At 32.8% G+C, this 19,546-nt stretch carries 18 protein-coding genes; 8 read left to right on the plus strand and 10 right to left on the minus strand.

All coding sequences use genetic code 11. The features are described from left to right. Window positions 1-47: 47 nt before the first annotated feature. A complete protein-coding gene (locus QWY92_RS10775; RefSeq protein WP_290271121.1) occupies window positions 48-3,086 on the minus strand; it encodes a tetratricopeptide repeat protein in 3,039 nt (1,012 codons plus the stop codon). A 257-nt stretch (window positions 3,087-3,343) separates the two neighbouring features. On the opposite strand from QWY92_RS10775, the gene QWY92_RS10780 reads away from it, so the two are divergent. Beyond that, the gene (locus QWY92_RS10780) at window positions 3,344-4,027 is read left to right on the plus strand and encodes a cell division ATP-binding protein FtsE (protein WP_290271122.1); all 684 of its coding nucleotides are present in this window, start codon (window positions 3,344-3,346) and stop codon (window positions 4,025-4,027) included. 147 nt (window positions 4,028-4,174) lie between these two features. Further along, a complete protein-coding gene (locus QWY92_RS10785) occupies window positions 4,175-5,065 on the plus strand; it encodes a glycosyltransferase family 2 protein (RefSeq protein WP_290271124.1) in 891 nt (296 codons plus the stop codon). A 10-nt stretch (window positions 5,066-5,075) separates the two neighbouring features. On the opposite strand, the gene QWY92_RS10790 is transcribed toward QWY92_RS10785, so the two are convergent. Together QWY92_RS10790 and QWY92_RS10795 are read right to left on the minus strand one after the other, a co-directional pair. Next, on the minus strand, window positions 5,076-6,140 hold the full coding sequence (locus QWY92_RS10790; RefSeq protein ID WP_290271126.1) for a glycosyltransferase: 1,065 nt from the start codon (window positions 6,138-6,140) through the stop codon (window positions 5,076-5,078). 6 nt (window positions 6,141-6,146) lie between these two features. Then, window positions 6,147-7,235, minus strand: a complete 1,089-nt coding sequence (locus QWY92_RS10795) for a glycosyltransferase (protein ID WP_290271128.1) — start codon at window positions 7,233-7,235, stop codon at window positions 6,147-6,149. A 102-nt stretch (window positions 7,236-7,337) separates the two neighbouring features. On the opposite strand from QWY92_RS10795, the gene QWY92_RS10800 reads away from it, so the two are divergent. Beyond that, on the plus strand, window positions 7,338-8,267 hold the full coding sequence (locus QWY92_RS10800; protein ID WP_290271130.1) for a glycosyltransferase family 2 protein: 930 nt from the start codon (window positions 7,338-7,340) through the stop codon (window positions 8,265-8,267). On the opposite strand, the gene QWY92_RS10805 is transcribed toward QWY92_RS10800, so the two are convergent. From QWY92_RS10805 to typA, 6 genes are all read right to left on the minus strand, one after another. Beyond that, window positions 8,264-8,683 carry a sugar 3,4-ketoisomerase gene (locus QWY92_RS10805; protein ID WP_290271133.1) on the minus strand — a complete coding sequence of 140 codons (420 nt, stop codon included), beginning with the start codon at window positions 8,681-8,683 and terminating at the stop codon, window positions 8,264-8,266. The two genes, QWY92_RS10800 and QWY92_RS10805, sit on opposite strands and share 4 nt — an antisense overlap. Before the next feature lie 8 nt (window positions 8,684-8,691). Further along, entirely contained in the window at window positions 8,692-9,969 is a 1,278-nt protein-coding gene (locus tag QWY92_RS10810) for an O-antigen translocase (protein ID WP_290271135.1), read from the minus strand. Next, entirely contained in the window at window positions 9,966-11,066 is a 1,101-nt protein-coding gene (locus QWY92_RS10815) for a DegT/DnrJ/EryC1/StrS family aminotransferase (RefSeq protein ID WP_290271138.1), read from the minus strand. Before QWY92_RS10815 ends, QWY92_RS10810 begins: the two co-directional genes overlap by 4 nt. Continuing rightward, window positions 11,063-12,049, minus strand: a complete 987-nt coding sequence (locus QWY92_RS10820) for a GNAT family N-acetyltransferase (protein ID WP_290271140.1) — start codon at window positions 12,047-12,049, stop codon at window positions 11,063-11,065. Before QWY92_RS10820 ends, QWY92_RS10815 begins: the two co-directional genes overlap by 4 nt. A gap of 52 nt (window positions 12,050-12,101) precedes the next feature. After that, the gene (locus QWY92_RS10825) at window positions 12,102-13,409 is read right to left on the minus strand and encodes an O-antigen translocase (protein ID WP_290271142.1); all 1,308 of its coding nucleotides are present in this window, start codon (window positions 13,407-13,409) and stop codon (window positions 12,102-12,104) included. 283 nt (window positions 13,410-13,692) lie between these two features. Continuing rightward, window positions 13,693-15,492 carry a translational GTPase TypA gene (gene typA, locus QWY92_RS10830; protein WP_290271144.1) on the minus strand — a complete coding sequence of 600 codons (1,800 nt, stop codon included), beginning with the start codon at window positions 15,490-15,492 and terminating at the stop codon, window positions 13,693-13,695. A 156-nt stretch (window positions 15,493-15,648) separates the two neighbouring features. On the opposite strand from typA, the gene QWY92_RS10835 reads away from it, so the two are divergent. The 3 genes from QWY92_RS10835 to QWY92_RS10845 all read left to right on the plus strand — a co-directional run bounded on the left by QWY92_RS10835 (window position 15,649) and on the right by QWY92_RS10845 (window position 17,870). Next, window positions 15,649-16,008 (plus strand): hypothetical protein, encoded by a 360-nt coding sequence (locus QWY92_RS10835; RefSeq protein WP_290271146.1) that lies wholly within the window; start codon window positions 15,649-15,651, stop codon window positions 16,006-16,008. Between the two features lie 143 nt (window positions 16,009-16,151). Further along, entirely contained in the window at window positions 16,152-16,970 is an 819-nt protein-coding gene (kdsA, locus tag QWY92_RS10840; protein WP_290271147.1) for a 3-deoxy-8-phosphooctulonate synthase, read from the plus strand. 21 nt (window positions 16,971-16,991) lie between these two features. Then, entirely contained in the window at window positions 16,992-17,870 is an 879-nt protein-coding gene (locus QWY92_RS10845; protein ID WP_290271149.1) for a hypothetical protein, read from the plus strand. A 265-nt stretch (window positions 17,871-18,135) separates the two neighbouring features. Here the strand turns inward: QWY92_RS10845 and QWY92_RS10850 are convergent, their stop codons facing one another. Next, a complete protein-coding gene (locus QWY92_RS10850; protein ID WP_290271151.1) occupies window positions 18,136-18,516 on the minus strand; it encodes a DUF1801 domain-containing protein in 381 nt (126 codons plus the stop codon). Window positions 18,517-18,605: 89 nt separating this feature from the next. Between QWY92_RS10850 and QWY92_RS10855 the strand changes: the two genes are divergently transcribed. Next, window positions 18,606-19,214 (plus strand): hypothetical protein, encoded by a 609-nt coding sequence (locus QWY92_RS10855; protein WP_290271153.1) that lies wholly within the window; start codon window positions 18,606-18,608, stop codon window positions 19,212-19,214. Next, window positions 19,211-19,546 (plus strand): hypothetical protein, encoded by a 336-nt coding sequence (locus QWY92_RS10860; protein ID WP_290271155.1) that lies wholly within the window; start codon window positions 19,211-19,213, stop codon window positions 19,544-19,546. The genes QWY92_RS10855 and QWY92_RS10860 overlap by 4 nt, the downstream gene beginning before the upstream one ends.

Genomic DNA, 19,546 nt, shown 5'->3' on the forward strand with positions numbered 1-19,546 from the left:
TCTTAAAATGTCAAAAACTATTGTTTACAAATACGTATTGAACCACATTAATCTTCTGGTAAAATAGATGAGTTTGTTTTAGATTCTTCCTTCTTAATTTTACTTAATTCTGCTTTGGCTTCTTCAACCACATCATCAAATTGACTGAAGTTTTCAATCACACTCTCTAAAATGTAAGTGGCTTGAAACGCATCCTTTAATCCGTAAAAGTTTTTCGCCATAAGCACTAAGCCCTTCGCACTATAATATTTATAACCTGAAAAATCTTTAGCCAGTTTTTGTACCGACACGTTAGAGGCTTCATATTTCTTCGTTTTATTTTTAAAGTAAGCATTATAGTAAAGTGCTTCGGCAGCAGTTTCTCCCGTAGCCACTTTTTCTACTTCAGCGTAAGCCACTTTTGCCCGATCTTCATTATTGGTTTTAATGGCCGAACGTGCAATAATCACTTGAGCATCGGCTTTAATTTTATTATCGATTTTAGAATTAGTGAGCACTTTTTCGGCGTAAGCCACGGCGTCGTTATAATTTTCTAACTCATAATTTGCTTTCATTAAATTAGACTGTGCAAAAATGACGTTCTGCGGAAAATTAGCTTCACTTTCCAACCTTGCCAAAATAGGCATGGCGTTATTCCAACTTTTTGTGCTTAAATAAAACTGCGATAATTTAGAAAGTGCTTCTTCGGTGTATTCACTTCGAGATGCATCGACAACATATTTATAGTGTGGTGCGGCATTTTCTAACAAATCCTTTTTGGCATACATTTGTGCTACATAAAAATGCGATTGTAAAGCGTGTAAACCACGTGGAAACTGGTTTAAATACTTATTAAATTGCGTTATAGCTTTATCTGTATTATTATCTAAATATTGCTTTTCGGCAGCTTCGTAAGTAGCGTTATCCAAATCAGCATCGGTAACCTCTACATAATCGAGTTGTTTTACCCATGCGGCATATTCGTTAACACGACCTAAATCGATATAAATTAAACGCGCTGTAGCCACAGCCTGCAAAGCCTCGGGAGTACCAGCGTAATCACTAGCTACCTTTTTTAATTTAACCAATGCTTTTTCGTTTTGACGCGCATTGTAAAACACCAAACCTTGACGTAGTAAAGCTTTTGGCACAAACGAACTGGCTCGATATTCGGCTGCTAAACGATCGTAAACCGGCATCGCCTGATCGATTTGATCAGCTTTTACATAAGAATTCCCCAACTCAAACATCGCATCATCACGAAGTTTCGATTTTGGATATTTTGAAATAAAATCGCTCAATTCTTTTATTTTTTTTGAAGCATTACCTGCATAACCTGTACTTATTGCTTTTTGGAAAAAGGCATAATCCGATTCGATAACATTCAACTTAATAGCATTCTCGTAAGCATCAATTGCGCTGCTATATTGACTAGATACAAAATGACCATCGCCTAAACGTAAATAAGCATCATTCAACCTGACTTCATCTTTCCTTTCATTCGAAATAAATTGATTGAAATGCTTGGTAGCTTGCGGGTAGTTTTTCAACTTAAAATAAGTGTAAGCTAAATTGTAATCTAAGTTTTCAAATTCTGGGGTCGCTTCTGCACCTGTTTGTTGCTGATATTGTTTAAAACCAATTAAAGCATCGTCGTAATTTGTTAAATTATAATCTGTTTCAGCTTTCCAAAATGTAGCTCGTGCTGTAAAAGTAGCGTCTTGTTGTTCTTTTAAAGAACCATCAAAAAGTGATACAGCTTCTTTAAATTTATTTTCACTATACAACTCTAAACCTCTATAAAAAGCCACTTTTTGGTATGCTACTTTATTTTCGAAGCTTCTTTTTCCTTCTAATAGTTTAAGGGCTTCTTTGTAGTTTTTTGAGGTAATATATGAATCGATTAATAAGGTTTCTACTTCTTCCTTATAAGATGTATTCGGATATTTTTCTAAATAACTCGCCAATACTTGTGGTGCCGATTGGTATGAATTTCCTATTTCGTAACTAATTTTAGCATAATTAAGCCAAGCATCTTCTTGAATTTTTAAATCGAAATCCATTTCCGAAGCATTTTTAAACGCATTTAAAGCTTCCTGTTTTTTACCTAAATTGATATAACTTTCTCCTAAATGATAATACGCATTTTGAGCGATGGAATTTGTTCCGCCAATAATTTTATTAAATTCGGATACGGCATTTTCAAAATCCCCTTGCTTATAATGTGCGTAACCTAACTGGTAATAATCGGTGTTGCTCCATTTTGCATTACGATCTCTTTTTCCTTTTTTCCCTTTATATGCGGTTAAATACGGAATAGCCTCTGCATATTTCTCTAGGTTGAAATAACTTTCGCCTATAATTTTTGAAAGCTCAGACACTTCATCAGCATCACTTTTATTCAATTGCGCTTTTGCTAGTGTAATGGCTTTTTCAAAATTTCCTAACTTAAAATTTAAATCGGCTTGATAATAAGACAACTTTTCTTTGTAACGTTCTTGATCGTTTACCTGCTCAAAATATTCATTGGCTTCTTCATAATCATCACCTTCATAAGCCATAAAACCGATGTAATATTTAGCTTGCGAGCCGTATTCTTTAGAGTTTTCAACCTTTGATAAATATTTTTTGGCATCTTTAAATTGCTTGGTAGTAAAAGCCGTATAACCATTATTGAAATAAAACTTTTCTTTTTCACTGCTTCCTAAAGCATTTAAATCTACTTTTTGATACCATTTGCGGGCATACGAATATTTTCCGTTGGCGAAATAATAATCGGCTACATCAACAAAAGCAGTATTTCTTTTAGTGCTTGTTGGATAATCTTCAACAAAATTCTCGATAAGCTGATCGGCGTTTTGCTGATTTAAACGCACCGCACAATTAGCTATATAATAAGCACAATCTGATTGAAGCACCTCTTCTTTAGCCGTTTTTTCAACACTACTAAATAGTGATTTTGCAGCTAAATATTGCTGATTATTATAAAGTGATAAGGCTTTTTGGTACTCCACTAAATTACTGGTGTACACCGCAGATTCTTGCGCCATAACCTGGCAACTAAAACTGATGGCAACCAAAAGTGAAAGGATATTATTTTTAGTCATTAATACTCCGTTTTTAATTTAAAATCAAAGATAATTTATTAATAATGCTATAACGAAATAATCGTGCCATAATTATATTTTGCAGTGTAAAAAATTTGAACGTTGGTTAATATTTATTTCTTATCAGCTACTGTTCTTTGAATACTAGATACTCACGCTTAGTTATTGAACACTTGTAGCAAAACTTTTCATACATAATTTCAGCTTTTCATTTTTTAATAATACATTTACAGCACTTTATAAATCTACTTTATTTTATGTCGAATGCTATTTTAGAATTAAAAAACGCGTCTATTTTTCAAGGAGAAAGCTTAGTCCTTTCCGATGTTAATGTTGAAATTAACAAAGGAGAATTTGTGTATTTAATAGGAAAAACGGGCACCGGAAAAAGTAGTTTTATGAAAACGCTTTATGGAGATTTACCGTTAACAGAAGGCGAAGGCCATATTGTAGATTTTAATTTAAAAACCTTAAAGGAAAAAGAAATTCCGTTTCTACGCCGAAAGCTAGGTGTGGTTTTTCAAGATTTTAAATTACTTCCAGACAGAACTATAAACGATAACTTAATATTCGTTTTAAAAGCTACTGGATGGAAAGTTAAAGCTGAAATGAATACTCGGGTTGAAGAGGTTTTAAATAAAGTAGACATGAAAACTAAAGGGTTTAAATATCCGCATGAACTTTCTGGTGGCGAGCAGCAGCGTGTTGCCATTGCGAGGGCTTTACTAAACAACCCAGAACTTATTTTAGCCGATGAACCTACAGGAAATTTAGATCCGCAAACGAGCATTGAGGTGATGGAAGTATTACAAGACATCAATAAAAACGGCAACACTATTTTAATGGCAACGCATGATTATGCCCTGCTTTTAAAATATCCAAGCAAAACATTAAAGTGTGATGAAAACGCGGTTTACGAGGTGGTGCAACGAAAAAATTAGCCTTCACTTTCATCTTTTAAAATTTAAATTTCTTTGGAAATAATCCCGAAGCTCTATTCTTTTAATAAGCAGAATCAACAACCTTATCGACTATTGAAGGCTTAACATATTTTAAAAATGTATTTTTATACTTTCTAATAATCGGCGATGCTTTCTATTTTAATTCCAACTTATAACTATAATATTACCGTTCTGGCACATACGCTTTTCGAACAGGTTTCGTTATGTGGTATCCCCTTTGAAATTTTAGTGTTTGATGATGGCTCTAATTCTGAATTGAATATTAAAAATGCAGAAATTAACAATCTTCCAAATACTAAATTCATTGCACAAAAAAAGAATGTTGGTTTAAGCAACAATCGGAATGCTCTGGCGGAAGCAGCCAAATACAACTACTATTTATTTATTGATGGCGATTCTTTATTACCAGACAGCCATTTTATTTCACGATATTTAGAATCTATCCACGAAAACGTTGATGTTGTTTATGGCGGAAGAATTCATCCCGAAACGGTAGAACCTGAAAGAAAGTTACGCTGGAAATATGGCATTTATCGCGAAGATTTACCCGCTAACGAGCGCCTAAAAAAGACTTACAAATGCGTGCTTTTCAATAATACCGTTATCAGTAAAACGGTTTTTGAAAAAATTCGATTTGAAAAAACAATTATACAATATGGACATGAAGACACCATTTTCGCCTATCATTTAAGTCTTATTGAAGCGCATGTAATACATATTGATAACCCGGTGATTCATGGCGATGTCGATTTTAATACTGTGTTTTTCGATAAAACACATAAATCGATAGAAAACTTAAATTTTATTTACAAGAACAAGTTAATAGCCCCTGATTTTGTTACCTTTTTAATACTTTTCAATAAATTAAAACGGTTTAAATTAAACTATCCATTAGCCTTAATTCACACACTGTTTTACACTGTTTTCTCTAAAAACTTAAAGTCTGATCAACCGTCCCTTTTTGTTTTTGATATGTTCAGGCTTAGTTATTTTTGTTCTTATAACTTAAAAAAATAAATTTATTTTTTTAAGCTTGAAACAACTTGTGCCAAACGGCCATTATAGCATCAATATCTAATTTAGCCAGACTCTTTTTTGCGTTTTCGCCTAAGCGCTTTTGCAAATCTAAACCGCTAATAAGATGCTTTGTTTTTTCAACATACGATTGAATATTATTTGAACCAATTAAAAAACCATTCACATTATCTTCCACTAACGTTTTAGATCCATAATTCTCAAAAGCAATAATAGGCAACCCGAAGGCTTTGGCTTCTATAAACACTAAAGGAAAGGATTCCGATTCCGATGTGGCTAACAACATCGATGCTTCAGAATATATTTTATTTAAATCATTAATAGGCTCGCAAAGCATTACACTATTGTTGAGATGTAAAGCTTCAACATGGCTTTTTAAATTTATTTTATTGTTTTTTTCGCCATAAATTTTCAGTACCCAATCTGGATTATTTTCTACAACTTTTTTCCAAATATGAAGTAATTTATCATACCGTTTCTCATAAGCATGACGCCCTACAGCAACGGCTATATTTTTTTTATTTAATATGCGTTCTGAAGGTGTTTTAAACCAAATCGGGTTCGGTATTACTAAAACATCTTTGCGACTCCAATCTTCCTTTTCAAATTTATTTAAAACAATAAATTCCTGATATTTATGAATACTTTTTTCTGTAACGAGATTAGCGCATTTTAATAAAAACCTTTCTTTTAATGTACCAGCTGAAATATACTTACTGCAATGCCTTTCGTAAAAAAGAGGTGCTTTTGAGGTGATTAAATAAGGTAACAATGCTCCTTTAAATCCATTATCACAATTAATTATAAAGTCAGGTTGTATTGTATTTACAAGGTTATTTAATTGTTTTTTATAACCCAATTTTCCTTTTGCATCCAAAGGGAAAATATTGATTTTACTATTGAAATTGTAAAAAAACGAAGCGTTGTCATGATTACTATTAATAACCGAAATTTCATAATGAAACGTTTCAACTAAATAATTTAATTTCACCGAAAGTATCCGTGCAACACCACCAGAGTTTTGTAAATGCGTCGTTATATAGAGTAGTTTTTTCAAAAGAAATTAATTGTATTTCATTAAATCTAGCCATTGTTCGCCTACAACATCTAGCGAAAATTTAGAGATACTGGCTTTAGCATTCCTCTTACAATTCAAATATAATGCATCGTCCGTCAACATCCTGTCCAATCCATTAACGAGTGCCTCCATATTTTGATTGTCAATTAAAAGTCCATTGCTTTCATGCTGAATGATCTCTTTTGGCCCTGTCGGACAGTCGAATGCTACAACAGGTGTTCCGCAAGCTAAAGCCTCTAAAACTACCATAGGCAGCCCTTCTGCTTCGCTCGATAACACATAAAACTTAGCATGCTTCATGTAAACATATGGATTGGACTTAAACCCTAAAAAATGGACCAAATGACTGATTTTATTATCGTTCACCAAATTCACTAAAGTTGGCTTTAACGTCCCTTTTCCTAAGATAACCAAAGCTATATTCTGACTTGGTAATTCAGAATCTGCATAAGCTTGAATCAATTTATCAAACTGCTTAACATTATCGTCAAATTGCCCAACACCAATAATATACTCAAAATCTAAAGGCGCTTTTTCCGTAACAGCCTCGTCAATATAAGTTACATCTACAGGGTTGTAAATATTTAAAACCTTATTGAATTTATATTTTGCTTCTATTAAACCATGCATCACGTTTGTGATACTAATTATAGCATAACTTTGTTGGTAAATTAAGTTGGCTAACCATGTTGCATCGGGAAAATACTCGTTTATTTTATAGCTATGTACGGTATAAATGGCTTTAGTACGATATATTATTTTGGAAATTAGAAACTCTTGAATAAAGTTTATCCGAAACCGGAAATCGATAATAAAATCGAATTGATGCTGCTTTAAATACTTATTAAAATGATAGAATCTATTTATTTTATTGAAAATACTGTTTTTGTTACTTTTAAGTTTTCCTAAGTTAAATATGGTTCCAGAACAGGAATAGCCCAGTGCGTCATGAAAAATGATGATATGAACGTCTAATCCCTTTTTGTGAAAAAACTTGGAAAGATTAGCCATAACTCGATCTCCTCCGCCACCACTCAATCTAAAACCAACTAATGCAATTTTCTTTACTTTCATTCATTAAATCCTCAATAACTCAAAAATAGGTGTTTATTTTTTTAAATCTATTTAATTTACCTTAAATTCCTACTTTCAAAATACTAAAATTCTAAACTGTTCATGATTGAATTATCGGTTCATCTTCTTACCTACAATAGCGGTAAACATATTGAAGAGACATTACTTTCCATTCTTAAACAAAACGTAGATTTTAATTATGAAATTGTGGTCGGTGATGATTGCTCTACCGATAATACTTTAGAAATAATAAAGCAATACAGCACAAAACATCCTAAACTTTTTAAGATTAAAAAGAACGAATCGCAATTAGGTATTTTAAGAAATTTTAAAGCCACTTTAGATCGATGTTCGGGTCATTATATATTTGATATTGCGGGTGACGATTTATTTAAAAGTGAGTTCGCTTTACAGAAAATGGTAGACATTTTAAAACACGACGACAGCTTAGGCTTTGTAGATAGTGGGTCGGACAAACTTTTCGTTAAAAAGAACACGGTGAAATCTTTTTATAATCAAGAGACTTTAAAACTTTCAAAAGAAGCGTATTTAGATAAAATTTTACTTGGCCAAGCTGCATCTATTGGCGTTTGTTTTAATAAAAAACACTTATATAATTTTGTAGATTTCGACTACTATATAAATCAAGGCATTACTATTGAAGACTACCCTATTATTGTTGATTTAGCAATGAACACAAATTTTGAAAGGATAAAAGAATCGCTGCATATCTATCGTGTTCATGAAGCATCTTACTCACAAAAAAAGAGTTTTGAAAGTCATTACTGTTTAAAGCAACAAATGAGACAATTGTTTGATTTTTATACCGAAAAATATAATTTAAACAAGGGATTGATAGACACTTTTAACAGCCATTATTATAAAGAACTATTATTTTTAACAGGCTATTTTGAAGAAAAACAACTTGGCAAGGATACTTATAAAATGATACCCAACAAAAGCATTAAAGATTACATACATTTTTGGGCCAGCCAAAATTCTTTATTCAGAAAACTTGTTTCTATAATTTAGCTACGTTCTACCCTATTATAATTTGTGAAATCCTCAAAATCTCTAATATAATCATCTTCATCATAAACCTCCGAAGCTATAACCAAGCAAACCGAACCCGATGAGAAATTTTCCAATTCTCGCCAAATCCCCGGAGTTATTAAAAGTCCTTTAGAAGGGTTGTTCAGCGAAAATCTTTTTTGGTCTAAACCGTCCTTTACAATAACATCAAAACTTCCACTTAAAGCAACTATAAATTGGCTTAGCGTTTTATGCGCATGCCCACCTCTGGTTGAACCACTTGGTACATCAAACAAATAATAAACTCGTTTTATTTCAAACGGAACAACATTATTTTCTATAACCGCAAGATTTCCTCTAGGATCCTCAATTTTTGGGATAGCTAGATTTTTCAAATCATGAACACTGCTTTTCATCTAATTTTTTATATTTTCTTTTTAAAAATAGAAGGAATTAACAATAAAACCATCAATAAGTAAATAATGTACCTTAAAAAATGAGCAAAAACAATACCTTCTACACCCATTAAATTTACAAAATAGACACCAAATATATATAATATTATATAAGAAATAGCTTCAGTTAAAATATAAAGCTTCCACATTTTTTTTGCAATAAACTGATATGCAATTACAACGGATACTATTTTAACTAAATCGCCAAGCAATTGCCACTTAAATAAATTTTGCATGGGTAAAAAATCATCTGTAAACAGCATTTGAATAATAAATACTCGGAAGAAATAGATTCCCAAAAACATCATGGCGAAAATTGGAACTATAACTTTATATATTTGAAACAGTTCCACTTTAAATCCTTTCAAACTATTAATTTTAGCATATTTCGGAAGTACATATAACGAATAAACACCTGTTAAAAAAGACAAATAATAGTTAGACAAACCAGTCATACTTGTCCAATATCCTGCTTCGGCAACAGACAGTTTTTGAATTAAATAATTTCTTAACTGAAGATCAACAATATTACTTAAAACAACAGCTGCAATAGCCATTATTATATATTGATATAATTTATCCTTAAAAAAGGAATGAAATTTAATTTTAACTTTAAAAAATAGAAGAATCTCCTTTTTTGCAAAAATAAATAGCGCCACTATGTGAGCTATTGGTGTTAAAGTTATAGCCAATAATGCTCCCGAAAGCCCATAAATTAGAACTAAAGAAATAACGACAGCAGTTATTAATGTATATGAAGTAAACGAAATTAACGTTGCTTTTTTATAATTCGATTTCCCATTTACAACAGCAAAACATAAATTAAAAAAAGCCATAAATGGCATTGTAAAAGATAAAATAATAAATAAGTAAGCGTACTTTGTAGAGTTAAATAAATACAAACTAAAGTAATCTGCCGCAAAAAACAATCCGCAAAAAACAGCAACACTTCCAACTAATGCATACGCCGCAGAGGTACTATATAGTTTATTTAAAACTTCAGGCTTATTTTCAAATTCTGATTGATACTTTAAAACCCCTTGATCTATACCAGTAGTGGAAACTAAACCAAATAATGCTAGAGCATTTTTTAAATTCCCTAGCAAAGCCATACCATTTGGCCCCAAATAAATGGCAATTAACTTTTGAGAAATTAAACCTAAAATAGAGCGCAAAACAACTCCTATGGAATTAACCGAGAAAAGTTTAATTAAAAATAAATCTTTATTTTCTTTGAAGAATTTCACTTAAATTGATTTATCACAGAAACAATTTTTAACATTTCTGTTTCTTTTATGGAAGCATTTATAGGAAGGCTTAACACCGTATCACTCAACCTTTCAGAAATGGGTAACGACATTGAAGACAACTCAATATATGCTTTTTGTTTATGTATTGCCAATGGGTAGTGTATCATCGTTTCAATACCATTTTTAGATAAATACTCCTGAAGCTCATTCCGTTTTTCACACCTAATTACAAATTGATGAAATACATGCTGTTTTGAATGACCAACAGGTAAAACAATTTGGTTAGAAGTTATATTTTCAAGATAAAATTGTGCTATTTCACGTTTTTTATCATTTTCGTTATCAAGGTCTTTCAATTTAATTCTTAAGAAAGCAGCTTGCAACTCATCTAACCTACTATTAAAACCTTTAAACTCATTTTTATAAGCAGAGGTTCTCCCATAATTACGGAGTTTTTGTATGGTTTGAGATAATTCCAAATTATTGGTAGTAATAGCTCCTGCATCACCCAGCGCACCTAAATTTTTTGTTGGATAAAAACTAAAAGCGGCAACATCCGACACATTTCCAGCTTTTCGTCCATCGGTATGCTCTGCACCATGTGCCTGGGCTGCGTCTTCAATTAATATTAAATTATGTTCGTTTGAAATAGCCTCTAAAGCATCTACATCGTAGAGCTGGCCATATAAATGCACGCCTAGAATGGCTTTCGTTCTAGGTGTTATCGCTTTTAAAATAGCATTAATATCAATATTAAATGTTTGAGAGTTTGGTTCTACCAATACTGGAGTTAACCCCGTATTACTAATTGCCAAAACCGTTGCTATATAAGTGTTTGCAGGCACAATAACCTCATCGCCTTTTTGTAAAATGCGCAATGTTTTATACGCTTCGAATATTAATTGTAGGGCATCGAGTCCCGAACTGACACCAATACCATATTTTACGCCACAATAATTTGAAAATTCTTTTTCAAAACCAACCACTTCTGCCCCTAACATGTAGCTACCAGAATTTAAAAAACTTTCAAACTTACTTTTAAACTCATCTTGATAGCGCGCATTAAGCGCTTTTAAATCTAAAAACTTAATCATATCATGATATTTTTTAAAGCAGAATAATTTTGAACCTCAATGTTATAAAAACGATGTATTACTGCTGAAGCACCAAAACTTTGTTTCCAATTTAATAAGCCTTCATTAATGTTTTTACCCTCATTTTCGTTTGAAATTCCAAAATCGAAATAACGTTTATCTTTATAAACATCAGTTATTAAAAAATTCACCAGAAAATCTAAGGCGCCTACGTTCTTAACCTTTTCAGTTGAAATATATTGTAAATGCACTACACTTTCTGTTTCAAAAACAGTACACCCTGCTAATAGTTCATCGCAATCGTAAACATTATATTGTTTGATATTATTAGGGAATTTAGCGTGTAGCAAGGTTATTTCAGCTAATGCATGTGTTGGTTTAGTTTGATGCTTTGTTTTTAAATTAGGAATTAAAATCGTATTCCAAAATGTTGAAAAATTAGTTTCCTTTTTCACCACTAAATCATTTTTATTCGCTTTTTTTAATTGCCGCTTCCGTAAGGTTGAAAACTTAAAAGGTGCATCTAATTTAATAGCCATGGAAACATCATTTCGATAAGTCTCAGCTTTTAAACTATGTAGTAAATACGGCAACTCTCCAGAAGGTTTAAGGTGATAAATATCAGGGATTTCTTTTAGGTATAGGTTCTCGATATCATTCTCAAACAAGAATTCTAATATAGCATAAAGCGTACCTAATGTAGATTGAAAAGCGGTTGTTTTAGAAAGAACAATTCCCCCATAAGTTAAACCCTGATGTGAAAAAACGCAATTTCCCGAAATATTGGCTGGTAAAATAGCCATTAACGTCTCTTTCTTAAAAACCATTAATGAATAATCTTCAAATCGTTCCTTATGGTATTCCATAAAATCGCGATGAAAAAGAAATGATCCGTTTTTGGAATTTTCAACAAATCTATTCCAAGCATCATAATAAACATGGGTATATTTTATGACTTTATAAGCAGAAAGATTTTCGTCCATATTTAATTCACTACAAGTATTAATATATTAAAGATACAAATACTTATTCATTTTAAACTTCCAATTTTCGCTTATCGGCACCAAATAAAGAAAGCGTTAACACCAATACCACAATAGAGAAATAAATGGTATAACTTACAAAATGAGCCATTACAGCGCCATTTACATCTTGATACAAATCAATATAATAAATACTGAACATGTACAAAGCAATAACAAGTCCGATTTCGGTTAAAAGGTAATGCCAAAACATTTTTTTAACTAAAAACTGAGACACCATAATTAAAGAAAGTGCTCGCATAAAATCGCCTAATAATTGCCAGAAAAATAAACTTTCAACCGGACTAAATTCGTCAGAAAAAATAAGGCTAACAATTATAGATTTTGAGAAATAAACACCCGATGCCGCTACAATAAAAACAGGAATTAATATTTTATAACAACACAAAACCGCTTTCCAAAAGACTCTAACATTATCAATTTTAGATAATCGAGGTAACACATAATAGCCCATTAACGCAGTGCCAAACATAAAATAGTACCTTGAAATTCTATTCATGGCTTCCCAAAACCCAGCTTCTTTATAGCCTAAATTATCTATAATATACGACCGTATACTTAAGGCTACTAGTGGTAAAATAACTGCTGAAAACAACGACATTACCGAAAACGGCGCTATCTTTTTAAGAAAATCAAATTTAATATTGTTCACTTTAACCAAACCAGATAAACTGCGTCTGTTTATAATACCTACTAGGGTAATTAAAAAAATGAGCGACTCTGAAATAACGACAGATATTAATGCGCCTTCAATACCTGTTTGATAAATTAAAATAAGTGCTATAAGCCCTGATAATATTTGACCTATACTATTTATTAAAAGCAATGTATTATACTTGGAAAACCCTTTCAATATGGCAAACGAGAACATGTTTATGGCATAAAACGGTAATGCTATGGCAAAAACTTCAATAACATAAGTGTAGTTATTATAAATTGGAAAAATAAGATTATTTAAAGTCTCTGCATTTAAATAGCATAGAACTGAAATTAGTACGCAGGACAGATAACCGATATAAAAGGCCGTGGAAAGCAATTTACTAAGCTTACATAAATCGTCCCTAAACTCACCTATATATTTAACAAGAGTATTGTACATGCCTAAAACAGACATATGATGCAAGGCACTTACAAAATTTTCTAAATTCCCAATTAAAGCAAAACCTACAGGTCCAATAAAGAGTGCTACAGCCTTAGAAATTAAAACCCCTATGGTAACCTTAATTAATACAGAAATGCTTTTTACAGAAGCCAGTTTGCTTAAAACGTGATGTTTAATATTATGAATAGATGGCTTCAAAGAAGAATAAGTTTCTAGTGTTTATTTGTTTAATCAAAAGCAGCCATAAATATATAAAACTGAATTTAGTTGAAAAAACTTAATCTATCAAAGATACAAAACCGTTTCACTTTTGTTGCTTTTATATGATGTGATCTAAAATTAATTTCACCTATTCATAATCAACCAATTAAACAAAACACAACGGATAAAAGCTGCTTTCAAAATTTAACTTTTAGGCATAAAAAAAGAGAAGCCTATACCTATAGACTTCTCTTTTTTATTTGATTAATTAGCGTGCTAATTAAATCCCTTTATTTCTCTTACGGTCTGCTTCAGACAACCAAATTTTACGTAAACGTAAGTGGTTTGGTGTTACCTCAACATACTCATCTTTTTGAATATATTCTAAAGCTTCTTCTAAAGAGAATTTAATTGCTGGTACAATTTTCGCTTTATCATCTGCTCCAGAAGAACGTACATTACTTTGTTTTTTAGCTTTTGTAATGTTGATATTCATATCATCCTGACGTGAATTTTCTCCAATTACTTGACCTTCATAAATATTTTCACCTGGCTCTACGAAAAACTTACCTCTATCTTGTAATTTATCAATAGAATAAGGAATTGCAGTTCCGTTTTCCATAGATACTAAAGATCCTGAAATACGTCCTGGAATAGCTCCTTTAACAGGTTGGTATTCTTTAAAACGGTGCGCCATAATAGCCTCACCTGCAGTTGCTGTTAATAATTGGTTACGTAAACCAATAATACCACGAGAAGGAATCATGAATTCACAAATCATACGGTCGCCTTTAGCTTCCATAGATAACATTTCACCTTTACGTAAAGTTACAAACTCTACCGCTCTACCTGAAACTGTTTCAGGAAGGTCAATAGTTAATTCTTCAATTGGCTCACATTTAACACCATCAATTTCCTTGATAATTACTTGTGGTTGTCCAATTTGAAGCTCGTAACCTTCACGACGCATAGTTTCGATTAAAACCGATAAGTGTAATACACCACGACCAAAAACCATGAATTTATCTGCACTACCAGTTTCACCTAGTTTAAGTGCTAAATTTTTCTCTAATTCTTTTTCTAAACGATCTTTGATATGACGAGATGTTACATACTTTCCATCTTTTCCGAAGAAAGGAGAATCGTTAATTGTAAATAACATACTCATTGTAGGCTCATCGATAGCGATAGATTTTAATCCTTCAGGATTTTCTAAATCAGAAACAGTATCTCCAATTTCAAAACCTTCTACACCAACAAGCGCACAAATATCACCAGTTTGAACGCTCTCTACACGTTTACGTCCTAAACCTTCGAATATAAATACTTCTTTAATTTTACTTTTAGTTACCGTACCATCTCGTTTTACTAAAGCGATTTGTTGGCCTTCTACAATGTTTCCTCTTTGTACTCTACCAATCGCGATACGACCTGTAAAAGAAGAGAAATCTAAAGATGTAATTAACATTTGAGTTGTTCCTTCTGGAAATACCGGAGTTGGAACGTGCTCTACAACCATATCTAATAATGGTTCAATGTTAGTTGTTTCGTTTCTCCAATCATCACTCATCCAGTTATTTTTAGCTGAACCGTAAACTGTTGGAAAATCTAGTTGCCACTCTTCGGCACCTAATTCAAACATTAAATCGAAAACTTTTTCATGTACTTCATCAGGCGTACAGTTTTCTTTATCAACTTTGTTTATAACCACACATGGCTTTAAACCTAAATCAATTGCTTTTTGCAATACAAAACGTGTTTGTGGCATTGGCCCTTCAAAAGCATCTACCAACAAAACAACACCATCCGCCATATTTAATACACGCTCTACTTCACCTCCGAAATCGGCGTGACCAGGTGTATCAATAATGTTTATTTTAGTGTCTTTATAAACAACTGATACGTTTTTAGAAGTAATTGTAATACCTCGTTCACGTTCTAAATCGTTATTATCAAGAATTAGATCACCTGTATTTTCGTTTTCACGAAATAACTGACAGTGATACATGATTTTATCAACCAACGTCGTTTTACCGTGGTCAACGTGTGCAATAATTGCAATATTTTTAATATTAGCCATAATTCGTGCCTTAATTTAAGGCTGCAAAGGTACGTGTTATTTTGATACATAGTTAAAAATTTGTTATAATTAAAATTGAATATAATTTCCCGCCCTTCTTTTCGTTAACTTTACAGTAATCTCTCACAAATATAACATCACAAAAAACGTATTGCTATGACGCCATTAAATAAAATAACAAAAACGACTCCATACCTTTATTTCATTGTAATTACCGCTTATTGGTTTACAGAAATTAATAGAACAGAAGGCCTCTCAGCCTACCCTATTTTATTATTTGCAATTCCTTTTTTATGGCAAATAATAAAGCCAAATAAAACATTAAATTTTTCGCTTGGTATTACTTTTGTGTGCCTTTCTTCTTATTTAATCATCGGTTATTTATCTAAAGTAGTCTACTTTAACCCTTTAATATTTTCAGCTAATAACACCACATTTTTCTCACTTTTATTCGTAATCACGAATTTTTTTATGGCTATGTGGATTATTAAAAACAGTATGAGAAACACACTTTAATCTCGAAAAAAATCAAGATTTCAATAATAAAAAGATATAATTGGCCGCTATCTAAAGTCTTAAAAAAGGCAATAGATAGCGGCCAATTTAGTTATTAAAAACCACTATAATTTGATTATCTTTGCAGCTTAAATTTCAAGTCGATGACACTTCAAGATATTCCAAAAATAAAACACACCAATTCAAATAATTTCTTTCTGCTTTGCGGTCCATGTGCGATCGAAGGAGAAGATATGGCCATGCGCATTGCCGAAAAGGTTATTTCTATCACCAATAAATTAGAAATTCCCTATGTATTTAAAGGCAGTTTTAAGAAAGCAAACCGTAGTCGGATTGACAGTTTTACGGGTATTGGAGATGAAAAAGCTTTAGAAATTTTAGCCAAAGTATCCGAAAAATTTGATGTACCAACCGTAACCGATATTCACGAAATATCCGACGCAGCACTTGCTGCGCAGTATGTAGATGTACTTCAAATTCCAGCTTTTTTAGTACGCCAAACCGATTTAGTGGTGGCTGCCGCGAAAACAGGTAAAGTGGTGAATCTTAAAAAAGGACAATTTATGAGTCCTGAGGCTATGAAACATGCCGTACAAAAAGTTAAAGATGCAGGCAGCGATAAAGCATGGATTACCGATCGTGGCACTATGTTTGGCTACCAAGATATGATTGTCGATTTTCGCGGTATTCCTACCATGCGCCAATTTGCACCAACTGTTTTAGACGTTACCCATTCCTTACAACAACCCAACCAAAGTGCTGGTGTTACTGGCGGACGTCCAGATATGATAGAAACCATTGCCCGCGCCGGAATTGTAAATAACGTAGACGGTTTGTTTATTGAAACACATTTCGATCCTGCAAATGCCAAAAGCGACGGGGCTAATATGTTACACCTCGATAATTTAGAAAACCTACTAAGCAACTTGGTTAAAATTAGAAAAACCATACAATCGCTATAATTAGTACCTCAAATTACAGTAATGAAAACATCCCTAAAAAACCTTGTACTTGCATTAAGTATAGTCGCTTCTAGTGCCTACGCTCAAGATATAAACCCCTTAAAATACACAGCTACCAATAAAGGTAAAATTTTTGTAAGTTGGGGTGGTAATCGCGAAACCTTTAGCAAATCAGACATTCATTTCGAAGGCGAAAATTACGATTTCACCATAAAAGATGCCACTGCAAAAGACAAACCCAAAGGTTGGCACATCGATTACATCAACCCTACTCGAATGACCATTCCGCAAACCAATTTCAAACTTGGGTATTTTATATCCGAACACTACACCATTTCATTTGGTTTAGACCACATGAAGTACGTTATGGAACGCGAACAAACAAGAGTATTAGACGGCTACATAGACTTACCTGTAAAAGGCTATATCGATTCTCCAATCGAAGGCGAAGGTTATCAGTTTAACGGCACATACAACAACGAGCCCACCTATTTATCAGCCGATTTTCTAAGTTTTGAACACACCGACGGGCTTAATTACATACACGCCGAAATAGCGCGTGTAGACGATATTTCATCATTTTTAGGCCTACCAAACACCGATAAATTTCAAATTAACCTTTCCGAAGGTGTTAGCGCGGGTGTATTATTTCCAAAAACGAATAGCACATTACTTTTAATGGATCGCAACGACGATTTCCACATTGCAGGTTATGGCGTTTCCGCACGAGCAGGAATCAACTTCACATTTTTCAAGTACTTTTTCATGCAACTCGATTTAAAAGGCGGTTACATCAACATGCCCGACATACGCACCACACCAAACCCTGTAGACCGCGCCTCACAACATTTCACCTATTTACAACGCGTTATTGCTTTTGGAGGTATTTTCCGAATATAACTTCGTTTTATAATTAGGGCGGGTTTTTAAAAAAAATAAAAACCGGGCTATCCGCTATATCTTTTTGCAAGAATCACGCATTAATAAACACATTTCAAAGTCCAGAAACTATGGTAAAAAACGATACTTTCTGGATTTTTTATTTTGCAAAAAGGATGCCGCTGCTATCCCTCCCGCGCAGAGCCGCCGAGATCACTTCACAAAACCAGCAAAAAGAACACGTTGCAAAATTCACGACTCCCCTATTACCGAAGTAAAACCGCTACTACCCAATAAACCAAGCCCGTTTACTTTCGCTCAGCACCTTAGAAGCCTCAAGTAATAATGCAACAAAATTATCATACTCTAAATCTTCTAAATTTTTCAGTTGCACCGATCGTACTTGCTTTCTTTTATTATCATTTTTCAGTATCGGAAACTTTTTTTCGAGAAGTACACCTTGCACAAAAGCCACATCCACATAATTGGTTCCTTTCAAAATATTTAGATAAATCATTGGTTTGTTATGGCAATTATAAAATGGGATTTTATAGCTATACCGTTCGGTAACCTCTGGTAGAGTTTTCAAAATAATACTACGCACAAAAAGCATAATTGACTGATAGGGTTCTTTCTGATTCAAAAAATAAGTATCTACCGGATTCATAACCAATCAATTTAATTTCAAACATAATAAAAATTTATACTTCAAAATCAAAAAACATTTATTTACTTTGCAATTCAAAGTACTTTATTATGGAGTCGGAAGATTATTTAAAAGACATTTCAGAAATTAAAAACCTGATGAATAAATCGTCTCGGTTTATTTCTCTCAGTGGATTATCTGGTATTTTAGCGGGCACTTATGCGCTTATTGGTGCTGCAGTCGCTTATTGGTTAGTAACAGCACACAGTTACGGCACCTTAATGTTGGATGGTTATATCTTTAGACTTGTTATGCTCGATTTAGCACTTGTTGCTTTATTTAGCGCTGTTACAGGCTACTTTCTTTCGGCTCGAAAAGCAAAAAAAAGCAATACTAAAATGTGGGATGCCACATCTAAGCGCTTAGTTATTAATTTTTTAATTCCTTTAGTTGCTGGTGGTTTATACATTTTAATTATTTTAAGCAATGGTAAATACGGCCAAACCGGTGGTTTAATGCTTATATTTTATGGCTTAGCTTTGGTGAATGCTTCCAAATACAGTATTGGAGATATTCGGTATTTAGGCTATATAGAAATTGTTCTAGGTTTAATTGCAACACTACTACCCGGTTATGGGTTTTGGTTATGGGTATTAGGCTTCGGCATAATGCACATTATATACGGCAGTATTATGCACTTTAAATACGATGTAAAATGAACAAAGCACTCAAAATCGCCATATTTTCTGCACTCATTATTTATGGACTAGGCATTACATTCTTATATTATTCCAATGAAAAATATGAGCAAGAAGTTGCATTTTACGACGTAAACAAAAATGGTATTATAGATAACGACGAAGTTAATCAAAACTCGAAAGCCATTGTAGACAAAGGATCTAAACGCAAAACAACACAACAAGGCGCTGTAATTCTTATACCCTTTTCGCTATTTCTTGGAGGCATTACGTTTGCTGTAATGTTTCTTTTAGGCAAAATTAAAACGATTAATGACAACGAAATAATAAAATCTAAAAGCAAGCGAGTTTAG

The sequence above is a fragment of the Algibacter miyuki genome (genome assembly GCF_030409805.1).
In the GTDB taxonomy this organism is placed as follows: Bacteria; Bacteroidota; Bacteroidia; order Flavobacteriales; family Flavobacteriaceae; genus Algibacter; species Algibacter miyuki.